Raw genomic sequence first — 15,926 nt, 5'->3', positions numbered from 1 at the left:
GCTCCGGGCGCCACCTTGGCGTTGAATCTGACTACAATGTCGGGCCCGTGTCTCTGCTGCTGCTTCATTTCACTTGGATTCGATTCATGTCATTGCGTTTGCTGGCCTCGGCGCTGAGCGTGCTGTTCCTCTTGCTGACCACGTCACCTTTCACGATCGCTGATCCGCCGACTGGCAAGTCCGATCAACGCATGAATGTGTTGATGATCTGCGTGGATGACCTGCGTCCTGAGCTGAACTGCTTTGGCAAGAGCTACATTCACTCACCGAACATTGACCGATTGGCAGCATCGGGGCGGGCCTTCACACGACACTATGTGCAATCACCGACCTGTGGCGCGTCACGCTATGCGTTGCTGACGGGCACTTATGGTGGATCAAACAACGACGCCTTGTTTCGTCGCGCCGCCCAAATGGACAACGGCACGGACATCACTCCCAGCATGCCGGCGTGGTTTCGCAACAATGGCTACACCACGGTGTCAGTTGGCAAGGTCTCGCACCATCCTGGTGGCCGTGGTGGAGCGGACTGGGATGACGACACCAAGATCGAGATGCCCGAGTCGTGGGATCGGCATCTGCTACCCAGTGGTGATTGGCAGCACCCGCGTGGGGTGATGCATGGCTTGGCTAACGGCGAGATTCGCAAGAACGCCAAAGACATGGACGTCTATCAATCCACCGAAGGCCCGGACGAAATCTATCCCGATGGCCTGATTGTCAACGAGGCACTGGAGCAACTTGACCAATTGTCAGCCGACAAACAAAAGCCCTTCCTGTTGGCCGTTGGCATCATCCGTCCGCACCTTCCCTTTGGCGCACCTGCCAAATACATGCAGCACTATCAGGATGTGAAACTGCCAGCGATCGAACATCCGGCAAAGCCGACGGGCAAAACCACCTGGCACGGATCAGGCGAGTTCATGAAATACAATCGCTGGGGGCGAAATCCAAATACCGATGCAGAATTCGCTGACTTAGTACGCCGCCACTACGCAGCCTGTGTCACGTATGCAGACGCACAGGTTGGCAGATTGCTGGATCGATTAAAAGCCAATGGGCAAGCGGAACGAACCATCATTGTGCTATGGGGTGACCATGGCTGGAACCTGGGTGAACACGCCATTTGGGGCAAGCACTGCCTGTTCGAAGAATCGCTACGCTCGCCGCTAATCATCCATCACCCAACCATGAAAGGCAAAGGCAAACCCAGCGACGCAGTGGTTGAAACCATTGACATTTTCCCCACGCTCTGCGATCTGGCTGAACTGCCCGAGCCCAAGTTTGCGCACGGCATGTCGCTGACTCCGTGGTTGCAATCACCACAGAAACCGGGCTTTACCGCCATTGCTTATCGCAACAATGCGAAAACCATCCGCAGCGACACCCATCGAATGATTGCTCATCAAAACGGTCATGTGGAACTTTATGATCACCGCAGCGAAGCCGGTGAAACGAACAACATTGCGAAGAACAATCCTGCGCTCGTCAACCTGCTGAAGAAAGAACTGGCACGTCGCTTGGAATATCCGCGGGGAAAAAAGAAGCCCAGTCCCAAAGCGTTTTCCTGGGTCAATCCTTTGCCAGCGAGCGCTCATCCACAGCTCCAACATCACACCTTCCCCAGCAAACTTGTCGGCAAAGACGTTGGCTACGTAACGCTGCTGCCCGAGAACTACGACCAGTCCAATCAGCGATATCCGGTGGTTTACTACCTACACGGTGGCCGCCCGGGCGGAGAAACCAAGAGCATCAAACTTGCCGATCATCTGGTCCGGCTGAGTCAAGAAAACCAGTTACCGCCGATGATCTATGTGTTTGTCAACGGTGGCCCGGTCAGCCATTACAACGTCCCCGATCAAATTGGCAAAGCGGGTGCCCCGCAAGCGTTGGGAGCGGACGTGTTTATCAAAGAGTTGATTCCACACATCGACAAGAATTTCCGCACGATCGCCGACCGAAAAGCGCGCGGACTGGAAGGATTTTCGCAAGGCGGTCGAGGCACCATGCGTCTCTCACTGCGTTACCCGGAGCTCTTCTCCAGCGTTGCCGCTGGTGGCGGGGGCTATGAAACAGAACACAACATCAGCCTTTCACCCGATGGAGCCGAATCGCCCCATCTGAAATTCGCAATCGGGGACAACACCTGGGATCTCGCTCGATCCTATGCCAAGCAGGCCAACGCTCCCAAAATCAACTTGATGATTTACGTTGGCACCAAAGGGTTCAACTATCAGAACAACTTGCAGTACATGAAATTTCTGAAAGAGCAAGGCATCGAACATCACGCCCTGGTTGTTCCTGAAGTGCCGCACAGTGCGACAGGCATCTACGAGAAACAGGGCTTAAAGATCATGAAGTTTCATGCGGAGAACTTTTCAGCCGCTCCTTAGCGACAAAAATTCTCGATCAGCCCCACCCCTTTGATTCCCAGTTGTTGCAACATCTGCGCAGCGGTTGCAACGTCTTGATCTTGGGTCTGCCGTTGATCTTTGACCATGAAGCACGAGTCCAGGGACGTCGCCAAACGACGTGTGACGGGTGATGCAATCGGCCCAGCATCGAACAACACTAGGTCAAACTTGCCACGCAAGCTTTCGACCAACTGATCGACTTCCAGAGGAGTGACGGGATCTCGCTGCGGGTGATTGGCTTCATCGAGCAACGGGATCAATGTAAAGCGATCTTGGATCGATGCAATCGCCACTTCCTCCAGGGGTTCACCACTGCGAAGCGCATCTAACCAATCTGACTCGATATCCAAACGCAAAGCGTCCACCAAGTGTGGGTTCCCCGTGTCGGCATCGACCAAGGCAATACGCAGCTCATTGGCGGCGGCGGCCAAGACGGTTCCGATGGCGATCGTGGACCGCCCTTCCCCGCGATTGACGCTCGTGATCAGGGCACTCTTGAGCCCATTTTCAACCGCCGCACCCAGCTTTTGTGCGAGTGACTGAAAGAAAGTCGGATCGAGAAAGGTGTCAATGGCTGAACGTGGAATATCAAACGCATCCACTTCCCAGCCAGCTCCGGCCCACTTTGATTCCACCAACACGGGCTCTGACGCCTGCGTGGCGGATTCCTGCGTGGCGGATTCCTGCGTGGGGCTCTCCAACTGCCCGTCGGTCACAGGTTGATCGGCAACGGTGTCGGTCGTTTCGAGAGCCGACGGCAGTTCACTGGAGTCAACTGAATCGGCTTGTTGGTCCGCTGGAGCGGCTTGAACTTCGTGAGTGTCCGATGGCGTCGGCTCGACTGCCGCATCCAGTGGCTCCATCGTCACACTGTCGATGCGAAGGACTTGATCCGACGTCTCGCTAACCCAAACTTCACCGCTTGGGCTGGGTTGAGACGGATCGACCACCGGCTCCAGGTGCGGACGAATCTCCGTTGGATTCATGGTATCAATCACGAAGATTGAATCATCGTGCGCGCCAGCATAAAGGTTGGCGACATCGATCACTGCTGGCTCCGGCTTGTGAACCGCTTGCGCGTCCTCCGATGCAGGTGCTTCCTGCTCTGGCTGAACGTCTGGTTTTGCTGCAGCCGGCGCTGATTCTGTTTCGACCGGTGTGGGGGCGGGTGATTCGATGGTCCACTCAACCTGCGCCGACTCTTGATTGGCGATCACGATCGGATTGTCTTCTGACGCGGCTGCCTTGGCTGGACTAGCAGATGGCCGACGACGAGCGTAGGCGCCGATAAACGACTGCTTGGTATTCATAATGTCTTAGTCAGTGAAGTCGATTGGGAAGAAGCGTGTTGCAAATCGAGTCGCTTAACGTTGTTCGATCGTACGACGAAGAAAATCTTCAATCCCATTGGGTGTCGTGCTGTAACGGATTCCTGAATGACTGGAAGGCGAAACTTCGGCGGGACCAGCATAGGATGAAAGCGTTGAACTGTGGCCGGCAGTGCTCACCGAAGGATCCACCAGGCCGGTCTCGTTGCCTGGGCTGGAACTCATGATGGCTCCGGCGGGAACAACGTAGCTTGCATCAGGATTTCCATTGGCGGGTGCGGTTGCTGGCTGAAAAACAGATTGATGTCCGAGGATTTCCTGAGGTTTAACGCTGACGCGCTCTTGCCTTGTCAAGGGTGACTCAGTCGCTGGTGCTGGTCCAGGAACGTCTTGCTGAGCCATCACGTCGGGCTGTTGACCTATTGCTTCGGTGGGAATACCCATGGTTGCAGGCAAGTCATTGATGTCGTTGGTTTCCTTCGGATCCAAGGAGACGCTTGCGTTGTCAGGTTGATCGCCATCGTGAGACGAATTCATGATGCCGTTGCGTCCAAAAATGAATGCACAGGGAATCAAGATTAAAAACACGGCTGCTAACATCACGTTGGTCGACGCTCTTCCGGATGAGCCACTGGGACCTTTGTTGGTCAACCATCGCTTGACAGTTGCCAGCACTGGCGTTTCAGCCTGGTGACCAGAAGTGACTGCGGCAGGCGTTTCGCGGACCTGTTGGTCGGAGTTCGTGTTGCTTGCGGATTGGCTGGCATTATCGGCCGCCTCAACATCACGTCGGCTGACTGGCGAATCCACTCGCTGTTCATCCCAGAGCCGGGAGGCCGAGTCAAAGCCTCGATCGGAGCCATCTTCGTCAGCTTGCTCTTGCCGCGAGACCGCCGTGCGATCCCATGGCGGTGCTGAATCCGCCGCAGGCATCTGGGCAAAGGCGCGATCCACCGAGGGCACATCCGGCTCAGCGGATTGCTCGGTTGTGCTTTGAGCTTGCTCGGCAACCTGTTTGGCATTGGCGACATGCGACTGCGGTGCATTGTGCCCGTTATCGTAACGGTGCTGCAGCGCTGCAATCGAACCAGGCACGAGTCCCGAACCGGGCACGGGTTCCGACATTGGCCGAGCGATCGATTGAGCAGACCGATCGGGCAACTGAAACAAGGTTGGTGGGAAGCTACCAACCCGAGGCCCTTGCGAAGCCGCTGCGTTGACAGCAGGCGGGGCTGGGTTCACGGCAGGCGGAGCTGGGCCATCGGCAACTCTGCCGGCTTCCTGCGTCAAGGCCTGTGAGGGACGACCAAGTTGCCCAACACGAGGCGATGCCGTTGAATGGCGAACTTCTTGGTTTTGGGGCGAACGTTTCGTTGCTGTAGCGCTGTCGTATTGCTGTTCCATCAGTGCAATTCCAGGACATTCAATCCGTCAAAGGAGGAGCAGTCTTCAGGTGAGGCATCATGCGCCACCCTCGGATTCCCGTGGAAAACCGCCGTGTTCTCCCGAAAATCGGCTGCAAAAGGCGACCTTGGTCTGACGCGGCGAACGAGCGCACCTCTGGCGGACCGTCCCGTTACGGGATGAATCACGCGGAAGCGATGCGAGGGCTGTCCAGTTTGTTAACAGCCCCGGCGGTTGCGGTTGACCTAAATCGGCGGTTTTGGAATAGCTAATTTCAACCCACTAAGACAAGGCGGAAAACACTCAATTTTGATCTTACGCTTCACTTTTCATCCGCTGCTGCCCACGCCATGCTCAGCGAGGCAATCCAGCCAACGATCCATTTTCCCAGTATGGCTTGAGGATTTCCTGGAATCGGCGACAATAAAAGCTACCTAAACAACTCACTTCTACGTGCTTCACCATGCTTCAGCCCAATCCCACCGTCAGTCATCTTCCCGAACTGGTACGCGAGCGAATCCTTCTGCTCGATGGCGCCATGGGCACAATGATTCAGCGTCTAAAGTTGGATGAGGCGGCCGTCCGCGGCGAACGATTTTCCGGGCATCACAAAGACTTAAAGAACTTCTCTGATATCCTCTGCCTGACCCATCCTGAAAAAATCACGGCAATTCACAGCGCTTACTACGAAGCCGGTTCGGACATTGTCGAGACCAACTCCTTTGGTGCCTCACCGCTTGGCATGGTGGAGTTTGCTCTTCCCAATGAATTGGTCAAAGAGATCAACTACGCTGCGGTGGCCTGTGCTCGAAAAGCGGCCGATGAGTGGACCGAGCGGACGCCCGAGAAACCGCGATTTGTGGCAGGTTCCATTGGCCCCACAACGATGCAGCTTGCGATCAGCACCAATGTCGATGATGCGGCTTGGCGTCCGACCACCTTCACAGCGCTGCGGGACAGTTACCGGGCTCAGGTCGAAGCATTGGTCGACGGCGGAGTTGACATCCTGCTCCCAGAAACCGCCATCGACACGCTGAACTTAAAAGCGTGCCTGTTCGCGATCGAGGATTTCTTTAACGCCGGCGGCCGTCAGGTTCCCGTCATGATCAGCGGTACCTTTGGTGACGGTGGACGGACGTTCGTCAGTGGACAATCCGTCGAGGCCTTTTTTACCGCAATTGAGCATTTCCCCATGTTCTCTGTGGGCATGAACTGCGCCCTGGGCCCCGACGTCATGCGGCCACACATTGAACAATTGGCCAATGCCACGCCCTGCCCGGTGAGTTGCCACCCCAACGCAGGACTGCCCAATGAAATGGGACAGTTTGATCTAGGTCCCAAAGCGATGGCGGACATCGTTGGCGAATACGCTGACAACGGCTGGGTGAATATTCTCGGTGGCTGCTGCGGCACAACGCCGGACCACATTCGCGCCATCGCAGAGCGGATTGAAGGCAAAAAGCCCAAACAGGAAACCCCAGGCCCTGTCTACACTCGGCTGTCGGGCCAACTGCCCATGGTCATGCGCCCGGAAGTCCCCTTCACGATGATCGGCGAACGCACCAACGTTACCGGAAGTCGCAAGTTCGCTCGTTTGATTCGTGAAAAAGACTACGAAACCGCCGTCGAGATCGCGCGGCAACAAGTCGAAAACGGCGCCAACATCATCGACATTAACTTTGATGATGCGTTGCTTGATGGTGTTGAAGCAATGTCACGATTCCTGCGATTGATCTCCGGTGACGATGTCACCGCAGCGGTCCCTGTCATGATCGACAGCAGTCGTTGGGAAATCATCGAAGCCGGCCTGCAGAACGTACAGGGCAAAGCGATCGTGAACTCGATCTCACTGAAGGACGGCGAAGAAGCCTTCCTGAAACGCGCTCATCTGGTCCGTCAGTATGGTGCCGCCGCCGTGGTCATGGCCTTTGACGAAGTCGGCCAAGCGGCAACAGAAGACGAGAAAGTGCGGATTTGCAAGCGAGCTTATGACCTGCTTGTCAACAAAGTCAACTTCCCGCCCGAAGACATTATCTTTGACCCCAATATTTTGACGGTCGCCACCGGCATCGAAGAACACAACAACTATGCCGTTGACTTCATCGAAGCCGTCCGTCGAATCAAGAAAGAATGCCCCGGTGCGAAGGCAAGTGGCGGCGTCAGCAATATCAGTTTCTCGTTCCGTGGCAACGACCGCGTGCGTGAAGCGATCCACAGCGCATTCCTCTTCCACGCCATCGAGGCTGGCCTCGACATGGGCATTGTCAACGCTGGACAATTGGAAGTTTACGAAGAGATCCCCAAGGACCTCTTGGAACGCGTCGAAGACGTGCTGCTCAATCGCCGCGACGACGCAACCGATCGATTGTTGGAAATCGCGGAATCCGTCAAAGGCACCGGCGGCAAGAAAGCGGCCGAAAACCTTGAGTGGCGCGATGCTCCCGTTTCTGACCGCATCAAATATGCGTTGATTAAAGGCATCGATAAGTTCATCCAAGAGGATGCTGAAGAAGCTCGCCAAAGCGTGGAGCGATGCCTCGAAGTCATCGAAGGCCCATTGATGTCCGGCATGCAAGTTGTCGGCGACCTGTTTGGGGAAGGCAAAATGTTCTTGCCCCAAGTCGTCAAATCCGCCCGCGTGATGAAAAAGGCCGTCAATTACCTTGAACCATTCATGGAACAAGAAAAACGTGACGCTGGACTCGAAGGCTCTTCGTCACGTGGCAAGTTTCTGATCGCGACCGTCAAAGGAGACGTGCACGACATCGGCAAAAACATTGTCGGCGTGGTGCTGCAATGCAATAACTTTGAAGTCATCGACCTGGGAGTGATGGTCAGCTACGAAGAGATCCTCAAACAAGCCGTTCAACACGGCGTGGACATGATTGGACTCTCGGGCCTCATCACCCCTAGCCTTGACGAAATGATCACCGTTGCTCGCGAAATGGAACGAGCAGGCATGCAGATTCCATTGCTGATCGGTGGGGCGACGACAAGCGCTAAACACACTGCGGTAAAGATCGCACCGTCGTATCAATCACCGGTTGTCCACGTGCACGATGCCAGCCGCAGTGTCGGGGTGGTCGAAAGCTTGCTAAGCGATGAACTGCGACCCGACTTCGTCAGCGAGAATCTCAAGCTGCAATCCGATCTTGTTGCCAGCTATCAGCAACGTGAGCAAACTCTGGTGCCATACAAACAGGCGCTCGAGCAACGCTTTGCAACCGACTGGGCAAACGTTCAGATCGATACACCTGCGTTCACAGGTGCACGTGTCCTGAGTGACATTTCGATCGAAACCCTTCGCCCATATATCGACTGGTCCCCCTTCTTCATGACCTGGGAATTGAAGGGCAAGTATCCCAAGATCTTTGATGACCCAAGACTTGGCGAACAAGCCAAGACGACGTTTGACGATGCCAATCACTTGCTGGACAAACTGGCCGCAGAAAAGCTGATTCAGACTCGCGCTGTTTACGGATTCTATCCGGCTGCCAGCGTGGACGATGACGTGATTCTCTACACCGATGAAAATCGCAACGAAGAACTGACCCGGTTCCATTTCTTGCGCCAGCAATGGCAGCGGAAAGGACAGACGGAATTCCGTAGCCTAGCAGATTACATCGCGCCGCTCGACAGCGGACGCCAGGACTATCTGGGCGCCTTTGTCGTCACCACAGGTATCGGAGCGCACGAACTGGCTGACAACTACAAGGCTGCTGGCGATGATTACAACGCCATCATGGTGCAGGCCGTCGCCGACCGCTTGGCAGAAGCCTTTGCCGAATACCTGCACAAGCAAGCCCGCCAGGACTGGGGCTTTGGCGCAACAGAAGGGCTTAGCAACGAAGAACTAATCAAAGAGAAATATCGTGGCATCCGGCCCGCCGCAGGCTACCCAGCTTGCCCCGATCACACAGAGAAACAAACTCTGTTTGATCTGCTCGATGCGACGAACCAAACCACCGTCGAATTGACCAGTTCGTTTGCCATGATGCCGGGCGCCTCGGTCAGTGGCCTGTACTTTGCGCACCCCGAGGCGCGATACTTTGCCGTGGATCGAATCACCAAAGAACAGGTCGAAGACTATTCCAAGCGAAAAGGTCAAGCACTGACTGACACCGAACGCTGGCTGACTCCCAATCTGGCTTATCAGCCACAGTAGTTCGTGCAAAGGGCTAGCCGTTTGCGGATTTAGCGACTGCGATGGTCATCCAGACACTCTCCAGCGTGTGCCCACAAGGACACAGCGTGCCCATGCGGACAGTCCCCAGAGGCTTGATCGGTGAATTCGATAAATTGGTTTCACTGATCGAATGATACCGCCATTGGGCAGCGCGCAATTTCGTACACTGGCAGCTGTTCCTCATTCTGGCGAGCTGGACCAGCAAGACTGTAAGTACAGCCTCTCGATCCGTCGCCACAGTAAAAAAGGCATGTCATATGAGTAGTTTGTTTGAGCGCATTGGTGGCAAACCAGCTGTTGAAGCAGCAGTCGACTTGTTCTACGAAAAGGTCTTGGCCGACAATCGCATCAAACACTTCTTTGAAGGTGTTGATATGAAGCGTCAAGCCAACCACCAAAAGATGTTCCTGACCTACGCCTTTGGTGGCGCACCAAACTATCCCGGCAAATCGATGCGACAGGCCCACCAACGCTTGGTTGATGACCTGGGCCTAACGGACGAACACTTCGATGCCGTGATTGAGAACCTGGGTGCCACGCTCAAGGAACTTGGCGTCGCCGATGATCGGATCGGTGAAGCCGCAGCCATCGCGGAATCGACTCGCAACGACGTGCTGTGCCGGTAGTCGTCAGTTAACCCAATCCAGCCGCTGGCATGAAACGCTAGCGGCAGGTTGTGCTTTGGCACGACGTGCCAGCGGTGGGCGACCTGATGATTGATGTTGTGTTCAGGCAGACCGGCGGTGAACGCCAACACCGCGATTCGACCCGCTGGAGCACATTAAATGACTGCGTTTAGGGCAAGGACTTTTCATCAGGCTTGGCCACGGCAGCCTGTGAGAGAAACTCGATTAAATCCGCCATCCCCTGTGGTGTAATCGATGCCTCAAAACCTTCTGGCATGATCGAACGCTGCGTGTTCTTGATGCGTTCAATTTGATCGTTTGCGATGACATGCCTCTGGCCTTCTCCGACGGTCAATGTCAGGCTGTTCGCCGTCTCGGAAACAATCATGCCGCTGATCACCCGCCCGTCAATCGTCAACACGTTGTACTGCAGGTACTGTGGGTTCACTTCCCGATTCGGATCCATCACATTGACCAGGATCGAGTCCGCTCCGCGCGTCACGGCGGCAAACAGGTTCGGGCCGATGGCATGCCCCGATTCACCGAGCTGATGACAGGCAGCACACTGTTTCTGAAAGACCACACGGCCGCGATCATGATCACCCGTTAGATCTGCAATCACTTGATAACGCTGCACAACGGCCTCACGTGATGCTTCACGCTTCTGCTGAAAAATTGCTTTTGCACGCCTGGCCAGCCCGGCATCGCGATGACCAACCAGTGCCGCGTGCGAGGCCAGCGGTACATCCGAATGATCAATTTGATTGCCTTCGATTGCCGTGAGCAAGGCATCGACGCGCGTTGCATCAGCCAGCAACCAACCGATCGCTCGACGCCGTACAGCGGGACTCCACGACGGCCAACGCTGCAACAGGACGTGCTGAGCATCATCGGCGGGCAATTTTTTGATTGCGTCAATCAAAGCGATTTCCAGCTCAATCGGTTCCGGACGCTGCAACAGACGAACAAACCGATCGGCAATCCGTTCGCGGCTTGAACGCAAGTTGCTCAACCGCTGGACGGCCTGGACTCGAACGCGACTCTCTGACGACTGATCCTCTGCGACTGCCAACGCCAGTTGGACCAGCGAGTCGATTCGCTGCTGAGTTTGATCCGCCAGCGACTGACTCACTTGCGGCGACAAGCGTTGCAGACTTTCCAACAACGCCAAGTCAGGATCGCCAGCGAGCAAACTCTGCAAGACCGACGTTGCCTGCGGCAAACTCAATGTTTCGCGGTCCGCACTGGCAACCAATTGATTGACCAAATCAGCTGGCAAAGGCGTCTGCGCCCCCTCCATCATCGCAATCAATAACGGTGCCGCCTGCCCGGCGGCCGAACTGAGGACGGCTGCCTGGATCCACCGATCACGCGGTGTTTGCAGCAAGATCTGGGCCAGGTAGTCCGCCCGTTTTTGGAACGACCACTGGCCCAGTGAAAAGGCCAGTTGATAACGCAATTCCAAGGAGGGATGGTTCAGCAACGCAGCGACCGCAGCTTCCAACCTGGGGAACTCAGGCTGTGACTCGGCACACCGAAGTGCGTGCCGAATGACGTTCGGATCGGCATCACCTAGCGCCGTGAACAGATCTTCAGCGTCCAGCGAAGCGAGCCCCTGCAGCGCGTACATTGCATGCATGCGTCCCAGTGCGGAAGGCGAGGTTCGCAGCAAGTGCTTCAGTTCTGGCACTGCGGAATCATCCTGACGTTGAAACAGCAACCGCGCTGCCGTTTCTCGATGCCAAGCATTTGAGTGTGCTAACAACTGCACCAACTCTGGTGTGCTGGCGAGCATCAGATTTGGCGTGACACGATGTTTGTAGCCGTTGGGTACGATGCGATAGATCCGCCCTCGGTCTCGCCCAGCATTCAGATCCAAGTGGCGTTTGATCTCGGGCGGCAAACTCTTGGGATGCTCAATCACTTCGCGATAGACATCGACAACCGTCAAAGCACCATCAGGGCCACAGGCAAACTGCGCCGGGCGAAACCAAATGTCGCGGCTGGCAACCAATTCAGAACCCTTGTCCATCCGCGAACCAGAAAACGGGACACCAACTTGCGTCATCAACTTACGATGAATCAATTGACTGCCCACGTCACCAACAATGGCTTGGCCTTTGGTCGCTTGCGGCCACGCGTCCCCACGATAGATCGTGACCCCGGTCGCACCAGTGAAATAGCCTGTCGCTCGACCTCCCCCTTCAACCGGTCCACCAACCAAGCCCGCCACCCGCAAACGGGTTCGCACTTTCCGCCAAGGCTCAACGGGACTGATGCGATACACCTCCGCCTGTGGCCCGTCGGTGGCAATCGACAGACGAGACGGCGGCGCCTGGTTGGTCGTGCCACGGCGAAAGTACCGCTTCTCATACATCACTTGCTGCAGATGGTCACTATTACTTGAAACGAACTTGCGTCCCCAGTCGTCGAAACACATGCCATGCTGTGCGCCGCCGCTGGTTCGTTCGAAGGAACCATCACGAGGATCGAACGCCAAGTCATGCCCACGCACATCAACGGCTGTGCTGATGTGATCATTGAACCGCCGAACTCGTCCACCGGCGGTTCCGCACGCCAAGTGAATTCGGTGATCCAGGCCCCAACGGAAACTGTTGACCAAGCCTTGAACATTGGACGTGGAAAACCCCGTCAGCACCGTTGTCTGCCGATCAGCGACGCCGTCACCATCGGTGTCTTGGAAGTAGTAAACATGGGGTGCGTCGGCGACAAACAACCCGCCATCGTAAGGAAAGATCGCCGTCGGCCACAGCAACTGATCGGCAAAGACGGTTTTGGAATCGTAAATTCCGTCGTCATCGGTATCGACTAAGCGTGACACGCGTGAGAGCTTTTCATCCCGATGCTCGCTATAGCCGCGCATCTCGCAGACGAACATGGCTCCCTCCGCATCCCACTGAACTTCAACGGGTGTCGCGATCAACGGCTCGCTGGCGATCAATTGAATCTGGTAGCCCTCCGCAACTTGAAAGTCAGCCGCGGTTTGTGACGGATCCGTCGGCATGATTCGCGGCAATTGGCTCGCAAAATCATCCCCTGCAGCGTGGGCTGCCAGCAGAATCAACAAGACTGCGATGCAATGAATCCGAAACACAACCATTCTCCAACTCTTCACAAGCTCGCTCAATGTTTCATCTCAACTGATTTGCAGGCTTACTTTTCTGGTGCCTTGACATCCAACAGTGTCTCAATCGCACCGATCAAGATGGCTTCACTTTTAGGCGAGACGCGTGAGGCACGTGCACTGGTCTCGTAACCGCCCTGGGAGTAAGCAATCTCTGTCCCAATATATCCCGGACCATAATCCCCGTACGCAGCCAGGGTGACGTTCAGGTCTGGACGCATCGCTTTGGCGGCCAGTTGAAACTCCACAAAGAGCTCACCAGGCAAATGCAGGATCCGAATGTCTCCGAGCTGCAAACAGCTGACATCGATCTTGTGTTCTTCCTGACAGCGTTTTAACCAAGCGAGGTCTGCAGGAGTGTTTGCGACAACGGCGGGAGTTGGATCGGACAACAATTCCAACAAGGCGTCCTTGTTCAAGTGTTCAGCAGCAGGCAGCGCCACGGCGACAGATTGCAAGTTCACCGCGTCTGCAGGCAGCGGCATCGGCTTTGCAGATTCCACTGCCTGTTGCATTGCAGAGGCCAGTCGCCCCGCCAAGACCAAACGATTCGCCTTGTTGCCGTCGTTGTACTTTCCCGCACCAATGTTTCCACCCGCACCATTGAAGTGCATGTGAAAGGTCTCCGGTGCATCTTCACCGCGAATGATTCTGGCCAGGCCAGGAAAGTCAGGGCTGGGGACTCCGGTGCGATAATAGCTTTGTGGGTGACAGGCATAGTACGTCAGGCTCGCCACCGGCTTGTCGCCAGCGTAAAAGACAACGGCGTTCAAATCGGGGTCAATGGTGCCCTCTGGAACGGCTCGTAGTTTGGGGTCTCGGCAAGTGGTGTAGCGAGTTGCGTAGACTTTGCCGTTGTCGTCCAGCAACCGGCGATTACTGGCGACTTGCTGGACTTCTGCGGTTCCGAAACCGATGTGAGTCACTTTCGTTGCCGAGCCAGCGGCTTGCCGAACGGCCTGTTCCAAGGAACCCAAAAACTGGCGTGCATAGGAATTGTCGAATGGGCCCAGGCTGGCCGAACCGACGTGGTTCAAGATCGCTTCGGCGGTGAAGTCACATCGCGGCGCATCATGCTGATGCAAGCAGTGCAATGCGACTCGCCCAGGATCGGTGCCAGCCGCCTCGGCCAGGACGTTTCGGAACGCATCATGAGCTTCGTTAGAGATTCCGATCCAATCCATGGCGCACAAGACAATCGGCTGACCGGCCCCCTGAATGACCAACCCCTTGCAACGCAAGCCAATTTCACCGTGTCTTCGCACAGGATCATAGGCCAGCGGAGCACCGACCGGTGGTGTGGCATCCAAGTCAAATGTGGCAATCCGGATCTCGGTGGCAATACTTTCGCCAGATTCCGGGGTTTGACTGGTGGGCTGTGCCTTTGAAGATGGCTGCTGCGCCGCGACTTGGCCAGCGGTCATCGCCACCGAGAGCACCGCCAAAATCGCGAGAGAAACCAGACTGAAAACCGAACGCCTGACCGCCTTCAGCGGGGTCACCGCTGCGACTGGCAACCGAGCGGTTGGACATTTGATGCGGGAGCGGGATTCATGGTGTTTCAACATCGAATTGCCTCTTCAATCGCGACTTGCGGAGTAAAAATCGATTAAACTGACGTTCTGATCGCGTTTACGTTAACAGCTTCCTGAGTGCAGTGGTTTGCGTCAGGAAGCTCCGGCCAAACATTTTCATTGAATAGAAATCACTCATTCCCCATCCACGGTAGGCAAACACATGACCGAAATGAACAACCCCAATCGTCGTCATTTCCTAAAAACAGCGTCGGCTGCTGCGGCAACGGGCGTCGCTGCGACATCGCTGACCGGACTGGGGTCGGTTGCCAGCGCTAAAGATGCGGCTGCACCCACAGCGGAAACACTTGTCAGCAAGCTGTATGGCACACTGTCAGAAGACCAAAAGTCGAAGGTTTGTTTTGCCTGGGATCATGCCGATCCTAAACGGGGACTCCTCCGCACCCGTGTCCAGAACAACTGGAACGTGACTCCCTTCGAGATCAACGGCAAGTTTTACAATGACGATCAGCGTGACCTGATCACATCGATCTTCGAATCCATCATTCATCCCGATTGGCACGATCGCTACTACCAGCAACTGGACGATGATGCCGGTGGTTTTGGCAACGAGCAGTCGTTGGCGATCTTTGGCAAGCCTGGCGATGGCAAATTTGAAATGGTTCTCACGGGACGCCACATGACGTTGCGTTGCGATGGCAACACGACCGATAACGTCGCCTTCGGTGGTCCGCTGTTCTATGGTCACGCTCCGGAATTCAACGAAGGCCACAAGCACACCGACAACGTGTTCTGGCACCAAGCCGTTGCTGCCAACAACGTGTACAAGATGCTAGACGGCAAGCAACAAAAACAAGCCTTGGTCGCCCGCACTCCACGTGAACAATCCGTCTCTTTCCGTGGCCAGAACGCAATCCCCGGATTGTCTGTCGCTGACATGTCTGCGGATCAAAAAGAAGAGATGCAAAAGACGCTCGGCCTGCTTGTCGAGATGTACCGCACCAGCGATCAAGCCGATGTGATGTCTTGCCTGAAAACACAAGGCGGACTCGATGCCTGCAGCCTGGCCTTCTACGGTGACAGTGACATGGGCAAGGACGGCGTTTGGGACAACTGGCGTCTCGAAGGCCCCTCGTTTGTCTGGCACTACCGCGGCAAGCCTCACGTGCACGTTTGGGTCAACGTCGCCGACGATCCAAGCGTCAAACTGAACGCCTAAGTGTGACCGAGGCATTTGCCAGAACAACCGTTACCGACCAAGCCAGTGCAGTCCCCTGCACTGGCTTGG

General features: G+C 55.8%; 8 protein-coding genes. 4 read left to right on the top strand and 4 right to left on the bottom strand.

Annotated elements, in window-relative coordinates:
* Positions 1 to 86 precede the first annotated feature (86 nt).
* On the top strand, positions 87 to 2,393 hold the full coding sequence (locus SV7mr_RS02845; protein WP_145269038.1) for a sulfatase-like hydrolase/transferase: 2,307 nt from the start codon (positions 87 to 89) through the stop codon (positions 2,391 to 2,393).
* Here the strand turns inward: SV7mr_RS02845 and SV7mr_RS02840 are convergent.
* Positions 2,390 to 3,724: a P-loop NTPase family protein gene (locus SV7mr_RS02840; protein WP_145269036.1), complete on the bottom strand. Its 1,335-nt coding sequence runs from the start codon at positions 3,722 to 3,724 to the stop codon at positions 2,390 to 2,392. The two genes, SV7mr_RS02845 and SV7mr_RS02840, sit on opposite strands and share 4 nt — an antisense overlap.
* Positions 3,725 to 3,778: 54 nt before the next feature.
* On the bottom strand, positions 3,779 to 5,146 hold the full coding sequence (locus tag SV7mr_RS02835; RefSeq protein ID WP_145269034.1) for a hypothetical protein: 1,368 nt from the start codon (positions 5,144 to 5,146) through the stop codon (positions 3,779 to 3,781).
* Positions 5,147 to 5,609: 463 nt separating this feature from the next.
* Here SV7mr_RS02835 and metH point away from each other — a divergent pair, with 463 nt between their 5' ends.
* Both metH and SV7mr_RS02825 read left to right on the top strand, forming a co-directional pair.
* Complete coding sequence (metH, locus tag SV7mr_RS02830) at positions 5,610 to 9,311, top strand: methionine synthase (RefSeq protein ID WP_145269032.1); 3,702 nt, start codon at positions 5,610 to 5,612, stop codon at positions 9,309 to 9,311.
* Between the two features lie 278 nt (positions 9,312 to 9,589).
* On the top strand, positions 9,590 to 9,958 hold the full coding sequence (locus SV7mr_RS02825; RefSeq protein ID WP_145269030.1) for a group I truncated hemoglobin: 369 nt from the start codon (positions 9,590 to 9,592) through the stop codon (positions 9,956 to 9,958).
* Positions 9,959 to 10,127: 169 nt separating this feature from the next.
* Here SV7mr_RS02825 and SV7mr_RS02820 read toward each other — a convergent pair whose 3' ends face one another.
* Positions 10,128 to 13,094, bottom strand: coding sequence for a PVC-type heme-binding CxxCH protein (locus tag SV7mr_RS02820; protein ID WP_419188011.1), 2,967 nt, complete (start codon positions 13,092 to 13,094; stop codon positions 10,128 to 10,130).
* Between the two features lie 38 nt (positions 13,095 to 13,132).
* Positions 13,133 to 14,671, bottom strand: a complete 1,539-nt coding sequence (locus tag SV7mr_RS02815) for a hypothetical protein (RefSeq protein ID WP_419188010.1) — start codon at positions 14,669 to 14,671, stop codon at positions 13,133 to 13,135.
* Between the two features lie 169 nt (positions 14,672 to 14,840).
* On the opposite strand from SV7mr_RS02815, the gene SV7mr_RS02810 reads away from it, so the two are divergent.
* Positions 14,841 to 15,857 carry a DUF3500 domain-containing protein gene (locus tag SV7mr_RS02810; protein ID WP_419188009.1) on the top strand — a complete coding sequence of 339 codons (1,017 nt, stop codon included), beginning with the start codon at positions 14,841 to 14,843 and terminating at the stop codon, positions 15,855 to 15,857.
* Positions 15,858 to 15,926 lie beyond the last annotated feature (69 nt).

Origin of the sequence: Stieleria bergensis (genome assembly GCA_007745635.1) — a bacterium.
Taxonomy (GTDB): Bacteria; Planctomycetota; Planctomycetia; order Pirellulales; family Pirellulaceae; genus Stieleria; species Stieleria bergensis.
This window is presented reverse-complemented; position numbering and strand designations above follow the sequence as displayed.